The organism is Sphingomonas metalli (assembly GCF_014641735.1).
Taxonomy (GTDB): domain Bacteria; phylum Pseudomonadota; class Alphaproteobacteria; order Sphingomonadales; family Sphingomonadaceae; genus Sphingomonas; species Sphingomonas metalli.
Map to the genome: position 1 here is coordinate 574,685 of NZ_BMIH01000002.1, position 21,431 is coordinate 596,115.

The 21,431-nt window shown below is 70.6% G+C and carries 21 protein-coding genes; 8 read left to right on the forward strand and 13 right to left on the reverse strand.

What is annotated here, in order from left to right:
• Window positions 1-19: 19 nt before the first annotated feature.
• The 6 genes from IEX18_RS08840 to IEX18_RS08865 all read right to left on the reverse strand — a co-directional run bounded on the left by IEX18_RS08840 (window position 20) and on the right by IEX18_RS08865 (window position 5,914).
• Entirely contained in the window at window positions 20-856 is an 837-nt protein-coding gene (locus IEX18_RS08840) for a transporter (protein WP_188658344.1), read from the reverse strand.
• 15 nt (window positions 857-871) lie between these two features.
• Complete coding sequence (locus IEX18_RS08845) at window positions 872-1,405, reverse strand: chemotaxis protein CheW (protein ID WP_229664463.1); 534 nt, start codon at window positions 1,403-1,405, stop codon at window positions 872-874.
• Entirely contained in the window at window positions 1,392-3,344 is a 1,953-nt protein-coding gene (locus IEX18_RS08850; protein WP_188658345.1) for a chemotaxis protein CheA, read from the reverse strand. Before IEX18_RS08850 ends, IEX18_RS08845 begins: the two co-directional genes overlap by 14 nt.
• Window positions 3,341-3,709: a response regulator gene (locus IEX18_RS08855; protein ID WP_188658346.1), complete on the reverse strand. Its 369-nt coding sequence runs from the start codon at window positions 3,707-3,709 to the stop codon at window positions 3,341-3,343. Before IEX18_RS08855 ends, IEX18_RS08850 begins: the two co-directional genes overlap by 4 nt.
• Window positions 3,706-4,020 carry an STAS domain-containing protein gene (locus tag IEX18_RS08860; protein WP_188658347.1) on the reverse strand — a complete coding sequence of 105 codons (315 nt, stop codon included), beginning with the start codon at window positions 4,018-4,020 and terminating at the stop codon, window positions 3,706-3,708. The genes IEX18_RS08855 and IEX18_RS08860 overlap by 4 nt, the downstream gene beginning before the upstream one ends.
• 508 nt (window positions 4,021-4,528) lie before the next feature.
• Window positions 4,529-5,914, reverse strand: coding sequence for a cation:proton antiporter (locus tag IEX18_RS08865; RefSeq protein ID WP_229664464.1), 1,386 nt, complete (start codon window positions 5,912-5,914; stop codon window positions 4,529-4,531).
• Between the two features lie 189 nt (window positions 5,915-6,103).
• Here IEX18_RS08865 and IEX18_RS08870 point away from each other — a divergent pair, with 189 nt between their 5' ends.
• Window positions 6,104-6,337 (forward strand): type II toxin-antitoxin system Phd/YefM family antitoxin, encoded by a 234-nt coding sequence (locus IEX18_RS08870; protein WP_188658348.1) that lies wholly within the window; start codon window positions 6,104-6,106, stop codon window positions 6,335-6,337.
• The gene (locus IEX18_RS08875) at window positions 6,337-6,834 is read left to right on the forward strand and encodes a PIN domain-containing protein (RefSeq protein WP_188658349.1); all 498 of its coding nucleotides are present in this window, start codon (window positions 6,337-6,339) and stop codon (window positions 6,832-6,834) included. The genes IEX18_RS08870 and IEX18_RS08875 overlap by 1 nt, the downstream gene beginning before the upstream one ends.
• Window positions 6,835-6,969: 135 nt before the next feature.
• On the opposite strand, the gene IEX18_RS08880 is transcribed toward IEX18_RS08875, so the two are convergent.
• The 5 genes from IEX18_RS08880 to IEX18_RS08900 form a co-directional block, all read right to left on the reverse strand.
• Window positions 6,970-8,472, reverse strand: a complete 1,503-nt coding sequence (locus IEX18_RS08880) for a tryptophan halogenase family protein (RefSeq protein WP_188658350.1) — start codon at window positions 8,470-8,472, stop codon at window positions 6,970-6,972.
• A gap of 186 nt (window positions 8,473-8,658) precedes the next feature.
• Window positions 8,659-11,370: a hybrid sensor histidine kinase/response regulator gene (locus IEX18_RS08885; protein WP_188658351.1), complete on the reverse strand. Its 2,712-nt coding sequence runs from the start codon at window positions 11,368-11,370 to the stop codon at window positions 8,659-8,661.
• A 67-nt stretch (window positions 11,371-11,437) separates the two neighbouring features.
• Window positions 11,438-11,818 (reverse strand): response regulator, encoded by a 381-nt coding sequence (locus IEX18_RS08890; protein ID WP_188658352.1) that lies wholly within the window; start codon window positions 11,816-11,818, stop codon window positions 11,438-11,440.
• Window positions 11,815-13,512, reverse strand: a complete 1,698-nt coding sequence (locus tag IEX18_RS08895) for a sensor histidine kinase (protein ID WP_188658353.1) — start codon at window positions 13,510-13,512, stop codon at window positions 11,815-11,817. Before IEX18_RS08895 ends, IEX18_RS08890 begins: the two co-directional genes overlap by 4 nt.
• Window positions 13,509-14,147: a response regulator transcription factor gene (locus IEX18_RS08900; RefSeq protein ID WP_188658354.1), complete on the reverse strand. Its 639-nt coding sequence runs from the start codon at window positions 14,145-14,147 to the stop codon at window positions 13,509-13,511. The genes IEX18_RS08895 and IEX18_RS08900 overlap by 4 nt, the downstream gene beginning before the upstream one ends.
• 135 nt (window positions 14,148-14,282) lie before the next feature.
• Here IEX18_RS08900 and IEX18_RS08905 point away from each other — a divergent pair, with 135 nt between their 5' ends.
• From IEX18_RS08905 to IEX18_RS08930, 6 genes are all read left to right on the forward strand, one after another.
• Window positions 14,283-14,591 carry an Hpt domain-containing protein gene (locus IEX18_RS08905; protein ID WP_188658355.1) on the forward strand — a complete coding sequence of 103 codons (309 nt, stop codon included), beginning with the start codon at window positions 14,283-14,285 and terminating at the stop codon, window positions 14,589-14,591.
• A gap of 88 nt (window positions 14,592-14,679) precedes the next feature.
• The gene (locus IEX18_RS08910) at window positions 14,680-15,255 is read left to right on the forward strand and encodes a Csu type fimbrial protein (protein WP_188658356.1); all 576 of its coding nucleotides are present in this window, start codon (window positions 14,680-14,682) and stop codon (window positions 15,253-15,255) included.
• Between the two features lie 26 nt (window positions 15,256-15,281).
• Window positions 15,282-15,788 (forward strand): Csu type fimbrial protein, encoded by a 507-nt coding sequence (locus IEX18_RS08915; RefSeq protein WP_188658357.1) that lies wholly within the window; start codon window positions 15,282-15,284, stop codon window positions 15,786-15,788.
• 32 nt (window positions 15,789-15,820) lie between these two features.
• Window positions 15,821-16,540: a fimbrial biogenesis chaperone gene (locus IEX18_RS08920; protein WP_188658358.1), complete on the forward strand. Its 720-nt coding sequence runs from the start codon at window positions 15,821-15,823 to the stop codon at window positions 16,538-16,540.
• Window positions 16,541-16,559: 19 nt separating this feature from the next.
• Window positions 16,560-18,869, forward strand: coding sequence for a fimbria/pilus outer membrane usher protein (locus IEX18_RS08925; protein WP_188658359.1), 2,310 nt, complete (start codon window positions 16,560-16,562; stop codon window positions 18,867-18,869).
• Window positions 18,860-19,813 (forward strand): Csu type fimbrial protein, encoded by a 954-nt coding sequence (locus tag IEX18_RS08930; RefSeq protein WP_188658360.1) that lies wholly within the window; start codon window positions 18,860-18,862, stop codon window positions 19,811-19,813. The genes IEX18_RS08925 and IEX18_RS08930 overlap by 10 nt, the downstream gene beginning before the upstream one ends.
• A 137-nt stretch (window positions 19,814-19,950) precedes the next feature.
• On the opposite strand, the gene IEX18_RS08935 is transcribed toward IEX18_RS08930, so the two are convergent.
• Both IEX18_RS08935 and IEX18_RS08940 read right to left on the reverse strand, forming a co-directional pair.
• Complete coding sequence (locus tag IEX18_RS08935) at window positions 19,951-20,778, reverse strand: HpcH/HpaI aldolase/citrate lyase family protein (protein WP_188658361.1); 828 nt, start codon at window positions 20,776-20,778, stop codon at window positions 19,951-19,953.
• Window positions 20,778-21,431 (reverse strand): flavin reductase family protein, encoded by a 654-nt coding sequence (locus tag IEX18_RS08940; RefSeq protein ID WP_188658362.1) that lies wholly within the window; start codon window positions 21,429-21,431, stop codon window positions 20,778-20,780. Before IEX18_RS08940 ends, IEX18_RS08935 begins: the two co-directional genes overlap by 1 nt.

A 21,431-nucleotide genomic window follows, 5' to 3' on the forward strand; every position in this document is an offset into this window, starting at 1 on the left:
GTGATCCCCCGGAAAAGGTTCAGAACTGATGGGAGACGCCGAGATAGAAGCGGGCGTCGGGTGAATGGTCGTTGAGGCCGAAGACCGCGCCCGCATCGAGCTGGAAGCGGTTGGCCGTGGTGTAGGCGATGGAGGTGGCGGCGAAGCCCTGGGTCACGGTCGCCGCGCCGTCGTGCTGGCGGCCGACGCTCAACTCCTCGGTCAGCGCGACCCGGTCGCTGACCGCGATGCCGAGCCCGCCGACGATCCGGCCGCTGGCATGATGCCCGCCGCCCCGCCCCGCCGTCTCCAGCGTGAACTGCGGGGTGGCCTGCAGGCTGAACGGCCCGCCCAGCGCGTAGCTGACCGGCAGGATCACCCCGCTGGCCCATTGGCCCGAGCCGATGGCGGTGCCGCCGACCGGCAGGCCCAGATAGGGCGCGACGGCGATCGAGACGCCGTTGCCGTCGGGATTCTTCAGGTTGATCTTGGTCGCGACGGTCAGGTCGCCGGTGCCGAGGCCGCGCCGGGTCGGCAGGCCGCCGCCCGCCACCCAGGTCTCGCCGAACGGCGTCCAGTCGACCGAGACCTCGGTATTCGGGCCGATGCCGAACCGCCCGGCGATCTCGCCGACCAACATCGTGTCGGAGCGTGTCGCCTCGCCGGCGTCCCGCTCCCAGTCGGCCAGCGCCAACTCGACCGCCACCCGCTTCGGCGCGATCGTGCAGGGCGTGGTGCCGAGGCCCGGACGCGAGGCGCAATAGGGGCGCTCGTCACCCAGCGACTGCGCCGCGACGGGCAGCGCCATGATGCAGCCGGCCAGCGCGTGCAGCGCCGCGGTGCGCACGCCGGGAACCTGAAGGGAATAGCGGGTCATCGCCGGCCCTTCCCGTCAGTGGACCGGCGCGGACGGGTGCCCGCGCATCGCCGAGAGGAAGATCGCGCCCAGGTCCGGCAGCACCACCAGATCCTCGTGCCAGCGGATCAGGCTGCGCACATGCTGGCGCTTCCAGCGGATGCCGACCGCCGGCACCTCGTCGGCGCGCGCCTGCTGGAAGGTCGCGACCTCGTGGACCCGGTCGGTGCGCAGCCCGATCAGCATCGTCTCGCCGTCGAGCGGCAGCTCGATCACGACGATGCGGCTGTCCTTGGTCGCCTCTGCGCGCTCCATGCCGAAGGCGAGGCGCAGGTCGGCGACGGGCACGATCTTGCCGCGGAAGTTGACGACATGCGCCACCAGCTCCGGGGCGCCGGGGATGAAGGTTTCGGGCAGCAGGTCCAGGATCTCCTGCACCATGATCGCCTCCAGCGCGAAGGTCTCGCCGCCGAGCTCGAAGATCAGCACCTCCAGCTCTCCATGCGGGCTCCACGCGATACGGTCGTCCGCGGCGGCCGCCGATGCGGCCAGAACATCATCCTGCGGCACGCAGCGTCTCCTCTTGCGGCTGGGCGAGCGCGACGAGCTGGCCGACGTCGAGGATCAGGGCGACGCTGCCGTCCCCCAGGATCGTCGCGCCGGAAAAGCTCGCCACGCCGCGGTGGAAGGCGGACAGCGACTTGATGACCGTCTGGTGGTTGCCGACGATCTGGTCGACGACCAGCCCGACGCGCTCGCGACCGGTCGCGACCACCACGATCTTCTGATAGGGATCGGGCCTCGTGCCCGTCGCGAACATCTCGCGCAGGCGCAGGAAGGGCACCAGCCGGTCGCGCAGCGTGATGACGCTGCGCCCGCGCGAGCGCAGATCCTCCTCCAGCGACAGTTCGAGACATTCCTCGACCGCGGAGAGCGGGATGACATAGCTGCCCTGCCCGACGCGGACCAGCAGTCCCTCGATGATCGCCAGCGTCAGCGGGATGCGCAGCGTGATCGTCGATCCCTGCCCCGGGATGCTACGCACGTCGATCGAACCGCGCAGGCTCTCGATCGTGCGCTTCACCACATCCATGCCGACCCCGCGGCCCGACAGGTTGGTGACCTGCACGGCGGTGGAGAAGCCGGGGTGGAAGATCAGGTTGAGCAGATCCTCGTCCGCCATCGCCTGGCCGGGCTGGATCAGCCCGTTCGCCTCCGCCTTGGCGCGGACACGGTCGCCGTCGATGCCGCGCCCGTCGTCGCTGATGGTGATCAGCACCTCGCCGCCCGCCTGATGCGCGCTCAGCCGCACCAGACCCGCGGCCGGCTTGCCCGCCGCGATCCGGTCCTCGGCGGACTCGAGGCCATGGTCGCACGAATTGCGGATGATATGGACCAGCGGGTCGAACAGCCGCTCGATCACGGTCTTGTCGACCTCGGTCGTCTCGCCGTCGGTGGCGAGCTCGATCGCCTTGCCCGTCTCGATCGCGAGGTCGTGGATCAGGCGGCGGAAGCGGCCGAACAGCGTCGACACCGGAACCATGCGCAGCACCATCATCGTGTCGCGCATCTCGCCCGCCAGCCGCTCGATCTCCTCGGAGACGGAGCGCAGCGCCAGATCCTGGCCGTCGCCGGTCAGCTGCGACAGGCGGCTCTGCGCGATCACCAGCTCGCCCACCCGGTCCATCAGCTCGTCGAGCCGCTCGGCCGGCACGCGGACATGCTCGCCCTGCGACCGGGCGGCAACCACCGCGGGTGCGCCCGCCGCACGGACCGGCGCATCGGGTTCGCCCCTTGCGGCGGGCGCCGCGGCATCCCCGCTATCCGCCTCGACCGCGAGCGGTTCGATGGTGAGCGTCATGTCATCCATCACGAAGATGAAGACGTCCTCGATCGCCTCTCGCGCGATGTCGCCGGTCAGCGTGCAGTCCCAGCCGATCAGGCAGTCGGAGGGCCGGAGTTCGTCCAGCGCCGGCACCGCGTCGAGCTGCGCGACGATTTCCGCCTCGCCCAGCGCGCGCAGCTCGTCGAGCAGCGCCAGCGGGCTGGTGCCGTTCGCCATCGCGTCGGCGGGCAGGCGGAAGGCCACGCGCCAGCCCTGTTTCGCCGCCGGGGCGTGCGGCACGGGCACGCCGCCCGCCGCCGCCTCGACCGCCGCGGCCAGCCGCGCCAGGATCGCATCGCCGACCGCCGCCGGGGCCTCGCCCTCGACCAGCGCGCGCATATGGTCGCCCGCGGACAGGATGACCGAGACGAGCTCGGGCGTCGCGGGCACGTCGCCCTTGCGCACCTTGTCGAACGCGCTCTCGCAATGATGGGTGAAGGCCGCCAGCGCATCGAAGCCGAACATCGACCCCGAGCCCTTGAGCGTGTGCAGCCCGCGGAAGACCGCGTTGACCAGCCCCATATCGTCCAGCCGGTGCCCGAGGTCGAGCAACCCCTGCTCGATCTGCTCGAGCAGCTCGGCAGCCTCGATGCGGAAGGCGGCTGTGGGATCCTCGCCGCTCATTTCGCCAGCACCTTCTGCGCGACGCGGATCAGCTGATCGGGCTGGAACGGCTTGACCAGCCAGCCCGTCGCGCCCGCCGCCTTGGCCTGCGCCTTCATGCCGTCGTCGGACTCGGTGGTCAGGAAGATGATCGGCACGCCCGCCTGGGACGGCTGCTCGCGTAGGGCGCGGATCATCTGCAGCCCGTCCATATTGGGCATGTTGAGATCGGTGACGATCAGGTCGAACCGCGTCGCGGTCGCCTTCGCCAGCCCCTCGACGCCGTCGGCCGCCTCGGTGACGGCATAGCCCGCCCCGGTCAGCGCGATCCGGATCGCCATGCGCAGGCTGGCGCTGTCATCAACGGTCAGGATGGAAGCGCTCATTGAACCGTGTCTCCGTGGAACCAGAATTGGCGATCTTCGGGGGTGAAGGCGGGCGGGAAGCCGGCGCGGTCCAGCAGGGCGGCGAGCGACCCGGTTGCCGGCACGGCCAGCGCGAAGCCGCAGCCGTCGCGCGCCGCGGTGACGCGGGCGGACTGGACCAGTTGCAGCACGCTGAGATCGGGCGCCGCGACCGCGGACAGGTCGAGGCGAACGGCGCGGCCCGGCGACAGCGCCGCGCGCAGCGCGTCGGCCAGCGTCTCGATCGTCGGCAGGCACAGGTTCTCGGCTGCCATCACCGTGGTGGACGACATGCGGCACTCCCATCATGTTGAGTATCAGGCGGTTTTCACTGGAAGGCAGCGCCTTTCAGCGGATGATTCGCACAGTCTATCCCGCTTTACAGTTTAGGATTTTACAGAACTGTTTTTAGGACTAAATGTATTTAGCGATCATCCTGATGTTTTTGCCGAGGTGTATTCATCATCATTGCTCCTCTCTGTTGATGTAGATTACCCGGTAAATGATGAATCATCCGCTAACCGCTGTGTAGATTCGACGAATACTGCATTTTCACTGGTTACGACCGCCTGATCGTCGTCGCGAGCAAGGCGGCGGTCGCGCGGGGCAGGACCCGCCCGAAGCCCCAGACGGCGCTGGAGCGACGATACAGTGTGGCGGGATCGAAGCCCGGAGCCGGAGACACGGGCTGGCCGGGCCGGCGGAAGAGGCGCCGCGCACGAAAAAAGAGCCCGGACGCGGTGGTCGCGTCCGGGCCCATCAGGAGGGTCCTTGGATCGGGGCGTCAGCGCGCCCCGCGGATCAGGCGACCTTGACGATCCCGCCGTCCAGCGCGTCGAGCTCGCCCGCCTCGCGGCCCTTGCGGCCATAGAAGATCTCGAACAGGGGGCTGGCCATCATCGTCGTCACGATCGCCATCAGCACCAGCATCGAGAAGAGGGTCGGGCCGATAATGCCCTTTTGCAGGCCGATATTGATGATGATCAGCTCCATCAGCCCGCGCGAGTTCATCAGCGCGCCGATCCCCAAAGCGGTCCGGTTGTCCTCGCCCGACAGCCGCGCCGCCAGATAGCAGGCGCCGCCCTTGGCCAGCACCGAGGCGATCAGGATGCCGAGCGCGATCAGCAGCAGCTCGGGCGAATTGACCATGTCCATTCGCGTGTTCAGCCCCGAATAGGTGAAGAACATCGGCAGCAGCAGCACGACCGTCAGCGGCTCCAGCTTGCGCCGGATCTCCTGGGTCAGCCGCCCGCGCGGCATCACCGCGCCCAGGATGAAGCCGCCGAAGATCGCATGGATGCCGACCAGATCCATCAGGAAGGCGGAAACGCAGAAGGCGATCATCACCGTCGCGAAGGCGGGCAGGCTGAGCTCGCCCTCGCGCTCCACCATCCGCCCCAGCGGCGCCAGCAGCTTCGGCCCGGCGATGAGGACGAACAGCGCCCAGGCGAGCCCGCCGCCGATCGCGAGGATCGCCACCCCCGCGCCGCCGCCGAAGGTCGCCAGCACGATCGCCAGCACGCACCACGAACAGGCATCGTCGAAGGCCCCCGCGGTCAGCGACAGCGTGCCGAGCGCGCTGTTCGCCAGCCCGCGCTCGTTGATGATCCGCGCCAGCATCGGAAAGGCGGTCAGCGCGATGCAAGCGCCGAGGAACAGCGTGGCGCTCGCCTGGCTGATCGTCGGCGCGAACAGGCCGGGCACGGTCAGCAGCATCGGGGTGATCAGCACCGCGATCGCGAAGGGCGCGGCGATCCCGGCCATCGAGACGAACGAGGCGCTCTTTGCTTTGGTGCGGAAATGGTCGAGGCGCAGCGTCGTGCCGACCAGGAACATGTACAGCCCGACGCCCAGCTGCGCGCCGGCATAGAGGACGTTCTTGGTCTCCTTGGGGAAGATCGCACCTTGCAGCGCCGGGAAGGCGAGACCGAGCAGGGAGGGCCCCAGCACCACGCCGGCGATCATCTCGCCGACCACCTGGGGCTGGCCTAGCAGTCGCTTGCCGAGCCAGCCGACCACCCGGCAGGTGATCAGGATCACCGCGAGTTGCAGGAAGAAGTGGATCGAGAAATCGCCCGGCGCATAGCTGGTCGCCGCCGCCTGCGTGGCGGGCCCGTGCGGGCTCAACACGCCCGCCACCGTCTTGCCCAGGCTTTCCAGCCAGCCGTCCATCATCGCTCTCCCCATGCGGACGCCTGCCCCGGCGGGTCGCCCGTCCCTCTTCGCGGCGCAGGAAGACGAGTCGCGGCCCGGCGCGCAAGCGCGGAACGCCATCGCCCCGCCGATTTCCGGGCCCGACGGACAAAGCGTTGCACGCGCACAACATTGTAGTATCGTACCTACATCTTCCAGGCTGCGATGTAGGTACGTAGGATCATGAAAACGCTGACCAGCCGAGCCTTCAACCAGGATGTCAGCGCCGCGAAGCGGCTGGCGCGGGACGAGCCCGTCTTCGTCACGGACCGCGGCCGGCCGACTCACGTCCTGCTCAGCATCGATGCCTTTCGCCAGCTGGCGGGGCCGAACGAATCGCTGGTCGATCTTCTCGCCATGGACGATCCGGTCGCGGCCGACCCGGACTGGCGCGCCGCCGCACGCTGGGCGCGCTGATGATCCTTCTCGACACGGAGGTCGTCTGGGAGCTGCGCGGCGGCAAGGCCGGGCGCAGCGATCCGGCCGTCGTCGCCTGGGCTCAGGCGCAGCCCCGCACCGGGATGTTCGTCTCGGCCCTGAGCCTCGCCGAGTTCGCCAGCGCCGCCGGCCAGATCGAGCGCAGCGACAAGGCGGCTGCCGCCGCGATCCGGCGCTGGGCGGATGGCGCCGTCATCGCCGCCTTTGACGGCCGGGTGCTGTCGGTGGACGGCGCCGTTGCCCGCCGCGCCGGCAGCCTCGCCTATCCGGCGATGCGCGATGGACTCGTCGCCGCCACCGCGCTGGAGCATGGCCTCACCCTCGCCACCCGCCGCCCGGCCGACTTCCGGTCTGGCAAGGTCCGCCTCGTCAATCCCTGGGGCTATGCGCCCGACGCCGCCGAGGAGGAGATGGACTGGCGCCAGCTGTCCCGGGGTGGCCCGGTCTGGCTCAAGAGCCTGTTCGTGCGGGGGTGAGGGAACAACCGACACAAACGTCATCCCAGCGAAGGCTGGGATCTCCCTGCGAGGGATAGGGGCAGGAACCGCATGAGGCCCCAGCCTACGCTGGGGCGACGGTTTGAGGTGGGTCGACCTCAGGTCACCCCGTCCCTACCCCCTTCCCCCGGCCAGCTGTTCGACCAGCACGCGGTGCGGCGGCAGGTCGCGGCTGGCCTGTTCGCCGAACGCCTGGATGCGCGCGAACAGCCGTTCCGCCTCCGCCGCATTTGCGGGCGCCGGCGCGGGCTCGGTCTCGAACCCCATGCCGTAGAGGATGTACTGGTAGTTGAAGAAGGCGAAGCTTTCGGTGTCGAGCAGGAAGTCGAACCGGCTCGGCGGGCGGTAGCGCCATTGCGCCAGCAGCGCGCGCAGCCGTTCCGGGCTGGTCGCGGGATCGGCATTGTCGCGCCAGAAGGGCTCGGGCCGGCGGCTGAGGCAATAGTGCAGCTTCAGGAAGGTGACGATGTTGGCGTAGCGCGCCGCCATCAGCGCGTTGAAGCGCGGCGCGGGCAGGTCGATCAGACCGTGATGCGGGAAGAGCTCGGCGATCATGCCCACCGCCGCCTCGATCATCACCACCCCGGTCGATTCGAGCGGCTCGAGGAACCCGCCCGCCAGGCCGACCGCGACGCAGTTGCCGATCCAGGGCCGCTCGCGCCAGCCCGGCTCGAACGCGAGTTTGCGCGCACTGACCTCCGCCCCGAGATAGTCGGTCAGGATCGCGGCAGCGCGCGCGTCGTCGACATGCCGGCTCGAATAGACGCAGCCGATCCCGCGCCCCTCGGCGAGGCCGATATCCCAGATCCAGCCCGCCTCGTGCGCGGTCGCCAGCGTGTAGCTCTCGATCGGCGCATCGGGCCGGTCATAGGGCAGCTTGCAGGTCAGCGCGCGATCGGTGAACAGCTGGTCGGCGACTGAGTGGAAGGGCGAGCCGAGCGCCTTGCCGATCAGCTCGGCGCGAAAGCCCGTGCAGTCGATGAACAGGTCCGCGGTCAGCGGCCCGCCATCGGTGTCGATCCGCGCGATATCGCCGCGCGCATCCAGCACCACCTCCGTGAGCCGCCCAGACAGATGCTCCACCCCCAGCTGGCGCGCACGATCGGCGAGGATCCGCGCCAGACGTGTCGCATCGAAGTGGAAGGCATAGTTGAGCGGCCCGGCATAGTCGCCCTCGCCCGGCTGCTTGGGTGCACGCCGCGCCTCGGCGACGCGGTTCTGGATCGTCACCGTCTCGGCGAAGGCGCGGCGCGTGCCGGGCGCCTGCGACAACCAGTGCGGAATCAGGCTGGCGCCCTCGGTGAAGAAGGGCGGCTCGAAGGGATGGAAATAGCTGTGCGATCGCCCGTCCGTGTCGGGCTGCCATCCGATGAAGCGCACCCCCTGCTTGAAGGTCGCCGACGCCTCGCGCACGAACGCGGCCTCTTCGATGCCGAGGAAGCGCAGCGTATCGCGGATCGTCGGGAAGGTGCCCTCGCCCACGCCGATGATGCCGATCTCGGCTGCCTCGAGCAGGCTGATCGCCACCGCCGGCCCCAGCGCGCGGGCCAGATAGGCCGCGGTCAGCCAGCCGGCCGTTCCCCCGCCCACGATCAGGATCCGGCGCCCGCGCGACATAGGGGCGGTGTAGCGGATGGAAGGGCGGGCCGCCACGGGGGTTTTCGGGTGAGAAACTAGGCGAACTTCACCCTGTCCTCCCCCTCCGAAAAGAAGAACAGCCCCCATCTGCCAAGGCAGGCGCTCAGGACAGGCTTCGACAGGTCTAGGGCGAACGGTTGAGAGTTGGTCCTATCGAGCAGACCCTCACCCCACCGCTTCCCCCACAGCCTTCACACCCCGCCCCGCCAGCGCGCGCTCCAGCGCCTTGGCCAGGCCCTCCTCGTCATAGGGCTTGGACAGCACCACATCGCCGCTCTGGGCAGCATCCCCCGCGCGCTGGCTGTCGCCGGTCGCGAAGACGATGCCGATCGATCCGCGGATGTCGCGTGCGCGCGCCGCAAGTTCGGCGCCGGAACTGCCGGGCAGGTTGAGATCGGTGACCAGCACGTCGACTGGCGCGGTCTGGAGCGCGGCCATCGCCTCTTCAGCGCTGCCCGCCTCGACGACGACGCAGCCCGCTTCCTTGAGCATCTCGGCAGTGTTCATCCGGATCAGCACGTCGTCCTCGACCAGCAGCACCGTCGTCCCCGCCGGGCCGCGCGGAGCGGGCGCAGCGGTCCGCGGCGCGCCGCGCTGCCGCTGGTTGGCGAGCACGTGGCGGAAGCGCCGCGCCAAAGCCTCGCGCGTATAGGGCTTGGACAGGAGCTCGACGCCCGCATCGAGCTTGCCGCCATGAACGATCGAATTCTCGGTATAGCCCGAGGTGAACAGCACCGCGATATCGGGCAGCCGCTCGCGCGCCTTGCGGGCGAGCTCGGGGCTCTTGAGCGTGCCGGGCATCACCACGTCGGTGAACAGGATGTCGATCGGCACCCCGCTCTCGATGACGTTGAGCGCGGCAGTCGCGTCGCACGCCTTGAGCACGCGATAGCCGAGATCGGTCAGCAGCTCGACGACGGTCGCGCGCACCTCGTCATCGTCCTCGACGACCAGCACCGTCTCACTGCCGCCGGTGATCGGGCCGGTGTCGACCTGCACCTCGACATCCTCGCTCTCCATCGCGCGCGGCAGGTAGAGGCGCACGGTGGTGCCCTCGCCCGGCTCCGAATAGATCTTCACATGGCCGCCGGACTGTTTGACGAAGCCATAGACCATCGACAGGCCCAGCCCCGATCCCTTGCCCTCGCTCTTGGTCGAGAAGAAGGGCTCGAACACCTTGTCGAGCACGTCCGCCGTCATGCCCGATCCGGTATCCGACACGGCGAGCATGACATATTGGCCGGGCGTCACCTCGTCATGGGTGCGGGCATAGTCCGAGTCGAGATGGGCGTTGCCCAGCTCGATGGTCAGCTTGCCCTGCCCGTCCATCGCGTCGCGCGCGTTGATCGCCAGGTTGAGCAGCGCATTCTCGATCTGGCCGGGATCGATGAAGGTATTCCACAGGCCGCCACCGACGATCGTCTCGATCTCGATCCCCTCGCCGATCGCGCGGCGGAGCATGTCGTCCATGCCGCGCACGAAGCGGGTGACGTTGACCACCTTGGGCTCGAGCGCCTGCCGCCGACCGAAGGCGAGGAGCTGGCTGGCCAGCTTCGACCCGCGCGACACGCCCGCCATGGCGTTGGCGACGCGCTGTTCGGCGCGATCGTTGCCCGCTACGTCCTTGGACAGGAGCTGGAGGTTGCCCGACACGACCTGGAGCAGGTTGTTGAAGTCGTGCGCGACGCCGCCGGTCAGCTTGCCGACCGTCTCCATCTTCTGCGACTGCGCCAGCTTCGCCTCCGCCTGGCGACGCTCGCCGATCTCGGCGATCACCCGCGCTTCGAGCGTCTCGTTGAGCTGGCGCAGCTGCTCCTCGGCCCGCTCGCGATGGCGGACCTGCCGCGCGAGCGCTTCGGCCTGTTCGCGCAGCGCCGCCTCGGCCGCGCGCTGATGGGTGATGTCGGTGTGGACGCCGACCCATTCGGTGATGGCGCCCGCACCGTTCAGCACCGGCAGGGCGCGCACCGCGAAATTGCGCCAGCTGCCGCAATGTCGGCGCACGCGATGCTCGTGCACGAACATGCTCCGCGTCGCGACCGCCGCCTGCCATGCCTGGACCGTCGGCTCGACATCGTCCGGGTGGATCGCCGCGGTCCAGCCATAGCCCTGATAGGCGGCGAAGGTCTGGCCGGTCAGCGCCGCCCAGCCCGGCTGTTCGCCGATCATCCGGCCGTCGGCGCTGTTGGTCCACAGCACGCCATGCACCGCGTCCATCGCGGTGCGGAACCGCGTGTTGCTGACCGACAGCTCCTGTTCCAGCGCCACGCGCGGGCTGTTGTCGACACAAGTGCACATGACCCCGCCGACCCGGCCGTCCGCCGTGTAGACGGGAGTGTAGAACAGGTCGAACACCACGGTTTCCGGTCCCGCGCCGCGGTCGAGCGTCAGCGGCTGGTCGTGATAGGCGCGCCGCTCCCCGCGAAACCCCGCCGCGAGCATCTCGCGGTTCCATTCCCAGATCTCCGGCCAGACCGCCGGCACGGTGCTGCCCAGCGCCGCCGGATGGGCGGCGCCCGCGACGCGCGCATAGGCATCGTTGTAGATCATGACATGGTCGGCGCCCCACATCAGCACCTTGGGGATGGGCGAGTTGACGATGTTGCCCACCGTCGCGCGCAGCTCCACCGTCCAGGCGTCGATCGGCCCCATCGCGGTCTTCGACCAGTCGAAGCGGCGGAGCAGGTCGCCGCATTCGCCGCCGCCATAGGGCCAGCCGGCCGGCGCGGGTCGAGCGGCGCGGCCGTCGCGCAGGGCGCGCAGCCCGGCGCGGATCACCTCGCTGGCATTGGCATAGTCGCCGGACGACAGGCTCTCGGTGACGAAACCGTCCCATTCGGCGGTGAGGGCGACGTTGCGCGTGTAGCGGCTGGACATGGCGCCTCTTCGCCAGCGTCCGGCCGGGTGTCAATAGATGGCAGCGGCCCGGCGATCCCGGTTCCGGTCAGGCCGATAGCAGCGCCCGGATCTCGGCGGCGAGACCGACAGGGTCGAACGGCTTCAGGATCACGCCACGCGCACCCTGCTGCTCGAGCGCCTCGATATCGCGGCGGCGCCCGCGCGCGGTCACGAACAAGACGGGCATCTCGTCCCATCCGGCTCCGCGGCGCAGCGTGTCGAACAGCGCCGGGCCGTCGGGCCCCGGCATCATCACGTCGAGCAGTACCGCGTCGGGCCGCAGCCCTTCCCCGAGCAGCGCCAGCGCCTCCACGCCCGATCCGGCGAGGCTGAGCCGGATCGCGGGATCGAGGCCGAGCGCCAGCTGGACGATGGTGCGGATATCCGGATCGTCGTCGACATAGAGGAGGTGGAGCGGCGCGGTCACCCGAAATGCTCCAGCCGGTCGACGTCGTCCCGCTCCGCGCCGAGGTCGGGCAGCGAGACCCAGAAGCGGGTGCCACCGTCCGCCCGATCCTCGAAGCCGATCGTGCCGCCGTGGCGCTGGACGATCTCGCGCGAGATGGCGAGCCCCAGTCCCGCCCCGTCGCCGGCGCCGCTGCCGCGCTCGAACCGGCCGAAGATGCGCGCACGGAAGGCGGGGGGAACGCCCGGGCCGCGATCGTCGACGTGCAGGATCGCCCGGCCGCCCTGCCGGTGCAGCCCGATCTCGACCGCCGAGCCCTGCGGCGCGACCGCGACGGCATTGGAGACGAGGTTGGTCGCGACCTGGAGCAGCCGGTCGGCATCGCCCTCCACCATCACCGGCCGGTCGCGCGGCGTGCAACGGATCTCCACGCCGCGCGAGCGGGCCAGTCCCTCGCTGCCGACGCAGGTCCGTTCGAGCACCTGGTGCAGATCGACGGGTCTGCGCATCATCGGCAGCCGGTCGGTCGCGATCCAGTCGATATCGAGCATGTCGTTGATCAGCCGGATGAGCCGCGCGCTGTTGTTCTCCGCGATGCCGATCAGCTGCGCCGCGGCCGGCGGCAGGCTGCCGGCGCTGCCGGCCCGCAACAGGCCGAGCGAGCCGACGATCGAGGTCAGCGGCGTCCGGATCTCGTGGCTGACGGTGGAGATGAGCTCGTCCTTGGCCTGTTCCATCCGCTTGCGGTCGGACAGGTCGTGCAGCGACACGATCCGCCGCTCGCCCGCGGGCAGGCGCAGGGCGCTGATCGCGACGTCGACCGTGATCGAATGGCCGTCGCGATGGCGCACCTCCACATCGGACAGGAAGGGCGGGGGCGACGGGCCGTCGATGATCCCGTCCGACAGGTCGAGCAGTTCCGCCATGTCGCAGCCGATCAGCTGTTCCGCCGGATAGCCGAGCAGCCGCGTCGCCGCGGCGTTGCCCTCCTCGATAAGGCCCTTCGCATCGAGGATCAGGATGGCATCCGCAGTGTTGTCGAGCACCGCGGCGTTGCGTTCGGCCGCCTCCAGCGCCTCCATCAGCGACTGGTAGCGCTGCTGGCGCGACCGCCACAGGATCGCCAGTCCGACCAGCACCGAGGCGATCAGCAGCACGGCGAGCACGACGATGGTCACGCGCAGCCGGGCGCGCTGCGCCTCGAAGCTGCGCCGCCGGGCCTCGATGGCGGAATGTTCCACGTGGAACATTCTGGCAACCTCGACCCGCAGCCGGTCCATGATCGCCTTGCCCTCGCCGCCACGGACGACCTGAAGCGCACCGGCGCGATCGCCCTCGTCGAGCAGATGGATCGTCCGATCGAGTTCGGCGAGCTTCGCCGCGACCAGCGCGCGACGCTCGGGCGAGGCATGAACCGCCGCCATCTCGTCGCCGATCGCCGACACGGCGGGCGTATAGGGATCGAGGAAGCGGCGATCGCCGGTCAGCAGATAGCCGCGCTGTCCCGTCTCGGCATCCTTGAGCAGCGACAGCAGCCGCTCCTCGGCGAGGCTATGGGTGAAGGTGCGCGTCATCGCGTCGCGCAGTTCCTCCGCGCGGCGATACTCGCTGCCGACCCAGAGCAGCAGTGCGACGATGAGTATGGGGACGATCAGGGCGATGGCGACGAAGCGCAGGGCCGAGGGAGGCCGGATGCGCACCGCCCCGGCCGTCATGCGGCGACCGGTCCGGTCAGCGGTTGCAGCGCCAGCAGCGCCTGGGCGCGATTGCTGACGCCCATCTTGCGGAAGATGGCGGACATATGCGCCTTGACCGTCGCCTCGCTGAGATCGATGTCGCCGGCGATCTGCTTGTTCGAGCGCCCGTCGGCCAGCGCCAGCAGCACGCGGTGCTGCGCGGGCGACAGCGCGGCGATGCGGGCGCGGGCGGCGGCGATGCGCGGATCGGGCGCGGCCTCGTCGGGAAAGCAGGGCTGTCCGGCATCGATCCGGCGCAGCCGCTCGGCGATCTCGTCGAGGGGCAGGCTCTTCGGGATGAAGCCGGCGGCGCCGAGCGCGCGGGCAGCCTCGATCGAGGCCGCGGTCTCGCAGGCGGTCACCACGACGATCGGCGAGGCGGGAGACCGGTACTGGAGCGAGAGCAGGCCCGAATAGCCCCGTGCATCCGGCAGTTGCAGATCGAGCAGGATCATCCGGAACGCCGCGCGCTGTGTCGCCTCGGCCACGGCCTCCGCCACCGATCCGACGCCCAATGTCGTGGCGCCCTGAAGTGCCGTCCGCGCGACCAGCGACAGTCCCTCGCGCGTCAAGGGATGATCGTCTGCAACAAGTACCCGGCCACCGGCTCTCACACCCAGTTTCCCTCTGGTCGGCCTTTGATAACTACCCAATAAATAATAGTTTCCTGACAGAAAAGCACGGAATCGGACATAGATTGCTGATGCGAATTGGTTTCTCGGCGACGCACAGGCTCGCGATGCTTCCCGATGGAGGATGACCCGGAGGCGCTCGCCCGGCTGGCCGCCCTGTTCGGAACGGGACCGGTGGCCGCCCTGGCGGACGGGCTGCGCCAGTCGCTCGAGGAGATCCTGACGCTCGGCGACGGTCCGGCGATCCTGCTCGCCGCGCACCGGATCGCGGGTGCCGCGGGTTCGCTCGGCTTCGCTGCGACCGGCGAGGCGTGGCGCGCCGTTTCACTGGGCGACTCCGAGGCGCTGCCGCGGGCGCGGCAGCTTTCCCGGGCGGCGATCGCAACCATCCTATCCCATGATTATGATGCCGAACCTAATACTTAGGTCTAAGCGAGGGATCGTTTCCGCGATCCGGTAAGACCCCGTTTACTGCGCCGGCCGAACCCGTTCCCATCACGAGCGGGGAGGTTTCATGTTTCTGTCTTTCGTCATGCCGCATCCGGGGGGACGGGTCGGCTTCGTTGCTCTGGGGGCACTGGCGACGGTGCTGGGTGCGGCCGTGCTCGGCGCGACACCGGCCGCCGCCGCGGGCAGCACCGCGGGCACGATCGGCCTGTCGCTGACCATCACCAATGCCTGCGTCATCAACGGCGCCGCCCAGGTGCAGAGCAATACGGGTTCGATGGGCGACATCGCCTTTCCGAGCCAGCCGGGCGTCTTCGGCACCGTCGACGGCCAGCTGGTCGGTTCGCTCGGCACGTTGCAGGTCCAGTGCTCGCCGGGGGTGACGCCGCAGCTGACCTTCGGCGCCGGCGCGAACGATGCCGCGGGCAAGCGGCGGCTGGCCTATAACGGCACCACCATCGACTATCGCCTGTTCAGCGATCCGCAGCGCACCAGCGAACTCGGCATCGGCAGCAGCCTGTCGCTGGGCACCGCGGCCAGCGCACCGATCAGCGTGCCCATCTATGCCCGCGCGACCGGAGCCGGATCGGTGCTCGCGGCGGGCAGCTATACCGACACCGTGCAGGTCACGCTGACCTGGTGACGGTGCCGGGCTTCGGGGGCTCCGCCATGCGTATCCTGTGGTTCTCCCCGGCCGTCGCGGCCACCGCGTATTGGGTGGCCGCGCCGGTTGGGGCGGAGACGACCAAGTCCTTCCAGGTCTCCGCCCAGATCGTCGCCGGCTGCATCGTCGTCGCCAACGGCCAGGGCAGCTGGGGAGCGATCGACCTGGGCAGCGTCGCCGGCACCGCCGGGGCGAGCGCGCAGGGGTCGCTGATCTCGACCGCGGGCGCGGGCGTGTCGATCGAGTGCACGCCGGGCCTGTCGGCGACGCTGGCGATCGATACCGGCGACCATCCGGCGGGCAGCCAGCGCCGGCTGGGGCTGATGGGCGGGACCGCGACGATCCCCTACCAGCTCTATGTCGACGGCGCTGCCACTGCCTTTGCGGGCAGCACGCCGCTGTCCTTCACCGCCGGCCCGCGGCTCGTGCCGATCCGCGCCGTCGCCACCCTCGCCGCCCCGGCCGCGGCGGGCCGCTACACCGACACGGTGCGCGTCACGCTGAGCTGGTGAGACCCGTGCCACTCCATCCGAAAGCCCTTGCCATGCAGCGCCTGACCGCCCTGTTCCTGAGCCTCGCCGGCCTGTTCGCCCCTGCCATGGCGAACGCGGCGGCGGTCGTCATCTGGCCGGTCGATCCGGTCCTGCGCCCGGGCGAGACCGCGACGGCCATATGGCTGGAGAACAAGGGCGATGCGCCGGTGACCTTGCAGGTGCGCACCTTCGGCTGGTCGCAGCCGGCGGGCGAGGACCGGCTGGACGCGCAGGACCGCCTGGTCGCCAGCCCGCCGATCGCCACCGTCGCGCCGGGCGCGCGCCAGCTCGTGCGGCTGATCCGCCGTGCACCGGCCGGCCCCGCCGCCCCGCCGGTGGAGAGCGCCTACCGCCTGATCGTCGACGAGTTGCCGCCGCCGCCTGCGCCTGCCGTCGATGGTGCGGTGCAGGCCCGGTTGCAGGTGCAGATGCGCTATTCGATCCCGCTCTTCGCCTATGCCGCCGCCCCGGCCGCGCCTGCGCTCGGCGCGCAGGTGACGACGGGCCCGGCAGGACGCATGCTGACGATCCACAATGACGGCACGACGCATGCCCGGCTGACCGACCTGCGCCTGATCGGCACCGGCGGGCGCGAGACGATGCTGCGCGCGGGCCTGGTCGGCTATGTGCTGGCCGGCGCGACGATCGTCATTCCGCTCGGCGATCATCAGGGGGGCGTAGTGCGGGTCGGGGTGAACGGCACCGATACGGTTCTGGGCGGCCAGGCCTGATCGCCCTTGCCGGCCGACGATGCGCCTCTTCCTTCTTCTCGCCGCGCTGATCGGCTGGGCGACGCCGGTCGCCGCCGCCCCCGCGGAGGGCGTGCCGCCGCCGGCCGCAGTGGCGGCAGGACCGGCGCAGCTGTTCGTCGAGCTCGTCGTCAACGGCCAGGCGAACGGAGCGCTGGCGGGACTGGTGATCGACCGCGATGCGCTGCTGGTGGAGGCGACGGCCTTGCACGGCGCCGGAATCGCGACGCCTGCCGCGACCGGCACGATCGACGTGGCGCACATGACCGGCCTGCGCGCGACCTATGACGCGCCGGAGCAGCGGCTGCTGCTCGACGTCGACCCCGCATTGTTGCCGCTGCGCCGGATCAGCGCGCCGGCGGGCCAGGCGATGGCGCCGACGATCGATACCGGCTTCGTCCTCAACTACGACCTGTTCGCGCAGGCGGCGCGCGGCGTGCGCAGCATCGCGCTGTCGACCGAGCAGCGCGTCTTCGGCCGGTTCGGCACGGTGTCGAACACCGGGGTGCTGACCGCCGGCGGCCCCAGGGCGCGGCGCGGCTATGTCCGGCTCGAGACCCGCTATCGCCGCGTCGACGAGGACCGCGCGCTGGAGCTGAACGCAGGCGACCTGATCACCCGCGTGCTGCCCTGGAACGGCGCCGTGCGGATCGGCGGCGCCGAGCTGTCGCGCAACTTCGCGTTGCGGCCCGATCTGATCACCGTGCCGCTGCCGAGCTTCGCCGGAGAGGCCGCGGTGCCGACCGGGGTCGACCTGTTCATCGACGGCTATCGCCAGAGCCGCGCGGAGGTCGCGCCGGGCCGCTTCGTGCTCGACTCGGTGCCGGTGGTGAACGGCGCGGGCGAGGCGCGGATCGTGACCACCGACGCGGTCGGGCGACAGATCGCGACCGTCATCCCCTTCTACGTCGCGCCCGAGCTGCTGCGCCCGGGCCTGACCGACTTCAGCACCGCGGCGGGCTTCCTGCGGCGCGGCTTCGGCCTGCGCAGCTTCGACTATGCGCGGGCGGTCGCCACCGCCTCGGCGCGGCACGGCCTGACGCGGCACCTGACCCTGTCGGGCCATGCCGAGGGCACCCGCGGGCTGGCCAATGGCGGGGTGGGCGCGGCCTGGAGCCCGGGATTGTGGGGCGCGCTCAACGGCGCGCTCTCGGTGAGCCGCGCGGCCGGCCGGACCGGGCGGCAGCTGACGCTCGGCTACAGCTTCACCAGCCGCCGCCTGTCGCTGGGCGCCGAGCATGTCGAGCGGAGCGCCGGCTATCGCGACATCGCCGGCTTCGACCTGGCGCGCTTCGCCGGCAGTCGCCGGAGCGATCGGGTGAGCGCCAGCCTGCCTGTATCCGGCTTCGGCAGCGTCGGGATCGGCTATGTCTCGACCCGCGCCGGAGACGGGCTGCGGGCGCGGCTCGCCTCCGCCTCCGCCTCGGTGCCGATCGGGCGTGCCGCCTCCGCCTTCGCGGCGGTCGACTATGATTTCGGGCGCCATGCGGTGAGTGCGCAGCTGCGTCTCGTCCTGCCCTTCGGCCGGACCGGCGTGGCCAGCGCGGGGCTGGTCCGCGCGCCGGACGGCAGCGGCCGGATGCAGGCCAGCGTCGCGCGCACGCCGCGGCCCGCCGGCGGGATCGGCTATGCCGCCGATCTGGCCGCCGACACGCGCGGCGAGGTGCTGGGCCAGGCGAGCGCCTCGTGGCGGACCGAGCGGATGCAGGTCGAGGTCGGCGGCGCGACCAACGGCGGCGCCCGATCGGGCTGGGCGGGCGTGACCGGGTCGGTCGCCATGCTCGACGGCCATGTCTTCGCCGCACGGGCGCTGCCCGGCGCCTTTGCGGTGGTGCAGACAGGCATGGCGCGGGTGCCGGTCTATTACGAGAACCAGGCGATGGGACAGACGGATCGCGGCGGTCGGCTGTTCGTGCCCAACGTCGTCGCCTATCAGCCCGCCCGGTTCGCGATCGATCCGATCGACCTGCCGCTCGGCACCGTCGCCGATCGCACGGAGACGCGCGCGGCGATCCGCGCCGGCACGGGCGGGATCGTCCGCCTGCCGGTCGCCGTCCGCCGCAGCGTGACCGCGCGGATCGTCGACCGGGCGGGCGTGCCGCTGCCGCCCGGCACGCTCGCGCGGCTGGACGGCGACGGCGCCAGCCGCAGCGCGCCGATCGGCTGGGACGGGATCCTGCTGATCGAGGCGCTGACCGGGCGGGTCACCGTGTCCGCCCGCACCGCCGATGGCGGCGCGTGCCGCGCGACGATGGCGATCGCGGCCGCGGGCGCGCCGATGGCCGATCTGGGGGCGGTGCCATGCCGATGATGCTGCGCGCCCTTCTGCTCCTCGCGCTCTGCCTGCTGGCGCAGCCGGCCCGCGCCGCCTGCACGCTCGCCTCGGCGGTGACCAACGACTTCGGCAGCCGCACCTCCTACGACGTGCGCACGGCGACCGGCGGATCGCAGGCGCTGCCGACCCAGCTGTCGTGCAACGGCTCGATCCTGGGGGTCTTCTCGGCCGATTACATGAAGGCGACCGCAACCAGCACCAACGCCTTTCGCCTGCGCAGCGCGAGCGGCGACACGATCGGCTACCGCCTGTCGGCGGACAGCGCCGGCAGCTACGCCTTCACCCAGGGCGGCACGATCAACTACATGGACTCGGCATTCGTCAGCCTGCTCGGCATCCTCAACCCCGGCTACATCGTCCCGCCCATGTACGCGGCGCTGAGCGAGCTGCCGAACCTGCCGGCAGGCACCTATACCGACACGGTGACGATGAACTGGTCCTGGGCCGTGTGCCGGCTGCTCGGCGTGGGCGGGATCTGCGTGCTGCAGGAGACGGGATCGGGCACGACGACGATCACCGTGACGCTGACGGTGAGCCGCGACTGCCGGATCAGTGCGCCCGCCATCGCTTTCGGCACCGCGCCGCTCGCATCGCAATTCGCCAGCGTGACCCAGGCGGTGGCGGTCGACTGCACCAAGGGCACCGCCTACACCATCGCCTTCACCGCCGGCGCGAACAGCGCCACCGCCCGGCCGTGGCGGCAGATGAAGAGCGGGACCAATCTGCTGCGCTACAACATCTATCGGCCCGACGGCGTGACGATATGGGACGAGAGCAATCCGCTCGCCGCCGCGCAACCGGGCACGGGCGCGACGACGCCGGCGCAGATGCAGACCTATGTGGCGAAGGTCGATCCCGGCCAGACCACCCCGGCGGCGGGGAGCTATACCGACACGGTCAGCGTGGTGATCGGGTTTTAGGAACGGGCGGCACACATCCGACCCGTTCGTGCCGGGCGGAGTCGAAGCACCAATGGGTCGCAAGCCCTTCGACGACGCTCAGGGCATGCGGTGAGAAGCCGCTCGCGATCGACGTGCCGGGCGGTACGGCGATCGGCCTACTCCCCCGCCCGCGCCAGCAGCGCGCGGGCCTGCTTCAGGTGCGGGGCGTCGATCATGCGGCCGTCGAGCTGGAGCGCGCCGGCGCCCGGTGCCGCGGCGAAGGCGGCGACGATGCGGCGGGCGTCGGCGATTGCGTCCGCGCCGGGGGTGAAGGCGGCGTTGATCGCAGCCACCTGGGCGGGATGGATCGCCATCATGCCGGTGAAGCCGTCGCGTGCGCCGCGCGCCGCATAGCGGGCGAGGCCTTCGATATCGGCGATGGCGGGATAGACGGTCTCGATCGCCGCGATCCCGGCAGCATGCGCCGCAAACAGGGTGAGCGCGCGCGCGAGGCGATAGGGCTCGGTATAGCCGCCGTCCGGCTCGCGCGCGGTCTGCGCGCCGATCGCGGCCGGCAGGTCCTCCGCGCCCCAGGTCAGGCCGAGCAGACCCTCCGCCTCCGCATAGCTGCCGAGCGCGAAGATCGCGCGCGGCGTCTCGGTCGCGATCGGCAGGACGGGCGGGCAGTCCGCGCCCCAGGCCGCACGCAAGGCGGCGACGCTGGCCGCTCCTTCCGCCTTGGGCAGCATGACCGCGTCCGCATCGCGCGCGGCGGCGATGTCGTCGGCCAGCATCCCGGCGTCGAGCGGATTGATCCGCACCAGCCGCGGGACCGCTCCGGGCGCCGCCAGATGTTCGGCCACCGCCGCCCGCGCCTGCGCCTTGGCGGGAGGAGCGACCGAGTCCTCGAGGTCGAGGATGATCGCGTCCGCTCCGCTCGCCGCCGCCTTGGCGAAACGCTCGGGCCGGTCGGCAGGAACGAAGAGCAGCGAGCGCAGCCGCATCACCGGCCCTCCGCCCCGCGCTTCGCCGCCCATTCCGGGTCATAGGCCGGACGGTCGAGCTGGAACTGGTCGGTGCCGCGGGCGTACCAGCCGGCGCCATGGGTGCGGCCGATCAGCCGCATCGCGGGCGTGTCGAGATGCACCCGCTCGGCATCGGTGACGAAACGGTCGGCGATATGCGCGACCAGGATCTCGGCGAGCACCACGGTCTGCGCGGTACCGATGTCGAGCGCCGTATGCTTGCGGCACTCGAAGCTCACCGGGCTGGTCGCGATGCGCGGCGGCGCGACCTTGAGCGAGGGCAGCGTCGCCAGATCCGCATAGTCGACCTCGCTCACCTCCGCGGGCGCATCGACGCTGGTCGCGTTCATCGCCGCCGCATCGTCCTCGCTGACGAGGTTCACGACGAACTCGCCCGTGGCGAGGATATTGGCGGCCGTGTTCTTGAGCGCGCGGGTGCCCGGCACCTTCATCAGCCCGAGCGCGATCAGCGGCGGCTCCGCGCCCACCGCGTTGAAGAAGCTGTAGGGCGCGGCATTGACCACGCCGGCGGGCGACAGGCTGGTGATCCAGGCGATCGGGCGCGGCGTGATCGTCGAGCTGACGATCCTGTAGCGGGTGGCTGGCGCCGTTTCGGCCATGTCGAACTGCAT

Excerpts from the sequence above, each read along its gene's own strand:
- IEX18_RS08895 (WP_188658353.1), bottom strand. The coding sequence starts at position 13,512 with ATGACGGCCGGGGCGGTGCGCATCCGGCCTCCCTCGGCCCTGCGCTTC.
- IEX18_RS08855 (WP_188658346.1), bottom strand. The coding sequence starts at position 3,709 with ATGAGCGCTTCCATCCTGACCGTTGATGACAGCGCCAGCCTGCGCATG.
- IEX18_RS08910 (WP_188658356.1), top strand. The coding sequence starts at position 14,680 with ATGTTTCTGTCTTTCGTCATGCCGCATCCGGGGGGACGGGTCGGCTTC.
- IEX18_RS08915 (WP_188658357.1), top strand. The coding sequence starts at position 15,282 with ATGCGTATCCTGTGGTTCTCCCCGGCCGTCGCGGCCACCGCGTATTGG.
- IEX18_RS08840 (WP_188658344.1), bottom strand. The coding sequence starts at position 856 with ATGACCCGCTATTCCCTTCAGGTTCCCGGCGTGCGCACCGCGGCGCTG.
- IEX18_RS08880 (WP_188658350.1), bottom strand. The coding sequence starts at position 8,472 with ATGTCGCGCGGGCGCCGGATCCTGATCGTGGGCGGGGGAACGGCCGGC.
- IEX18_RS08870 (WP_188658348.1), top strand. The coding sequence starts at position 6,104 with ATGAAAACGCTGACCAGCCGAGCCTTCAACCAGGATGTCAGCGCCGCG.
- IEX18_RS08940 (WP_188658362.1), bottom strand. The coding sequence starts at position 21,431 with ATGCAGTTCGACATGGCCGAAACGGCGCCAGCCACCCGCTACAGGATC.
- IEX18_RS08905 (WP_188658355.1), top strand. The coding sequence starts at position 14,283 with ATGGAGGATGACCCGGAGGCGCTCGCCCGGCTGGCCGCCCTGTTCGGA.
- IEX18_RS08935 (WP_188658361.1), bottom strand. The coding sequence starts at position 20,778 with ATGCGGCTGCGCTCGCTGCTCTTCGTTCCTGCCGACCGGCCCGAGCGT.
- IEX18_RS08850 (WP_188658345.1), bottom strand. The coding sequence starts at position 3,344 with ATGAGCGGCGAGGATCCCACAGCCGCCTTCCGCATCGAGGCTGCCGAG.
- IEX18_RS08860 (WP_188658347.1), bottom strand. The coding sequence starts at position 4,020 with ATGTCGTCCACCACGGTGATGGCAGCCGAGAACCTGTGCCTGCCGACG.
- IEX18_RS08865 (WP_229664464.1), bottom strand. The coding sequence starts at position 5,914 with ATGGGGAGAGCGATGATGGACGGCTGGCTGGAAAGCCTGGGCAAGACG.
- IEX18_RS08885 (WP_188658351.1), bottom strand. The coding sequence starts at position 11,370 with ATGTCCAGCCGCTACACGCGCAACGTCGCCCTCACCGCCGAATGGGAC.
- IEX18_RS08925 (WP_188658359.1), top strand. The coding sequence starts at position 16,560 with ATGCGCCTCTTCCTTCTTCTCGCCGCGCTGATCGGCTGGGCGACGCCG.
- IEX18_RS08930 (WP_188658360.1), top strand. The coding sequence starts at position 18,860 with ATGCCGATGATGCTGCGCGCCCTTCTGCTCCTCGCGCTCTGCCTGCTG.
- IEX18_RS08875 (WP_188658349.1), top strand. The coding sequence starts at position 6,337 with ATGATCCTTCTCGACACGGAGGTCGTCTGGGAGCTGCGCGGCGGCAAG.
- IEX18_RS08920 (WP_188658358.1), top strand. The coding sequence starts at position 15,821 with ATGCAGCGCCTGACCGCCCTGTTCCTGAGCCTCGCCGGCCTGTTCGCC.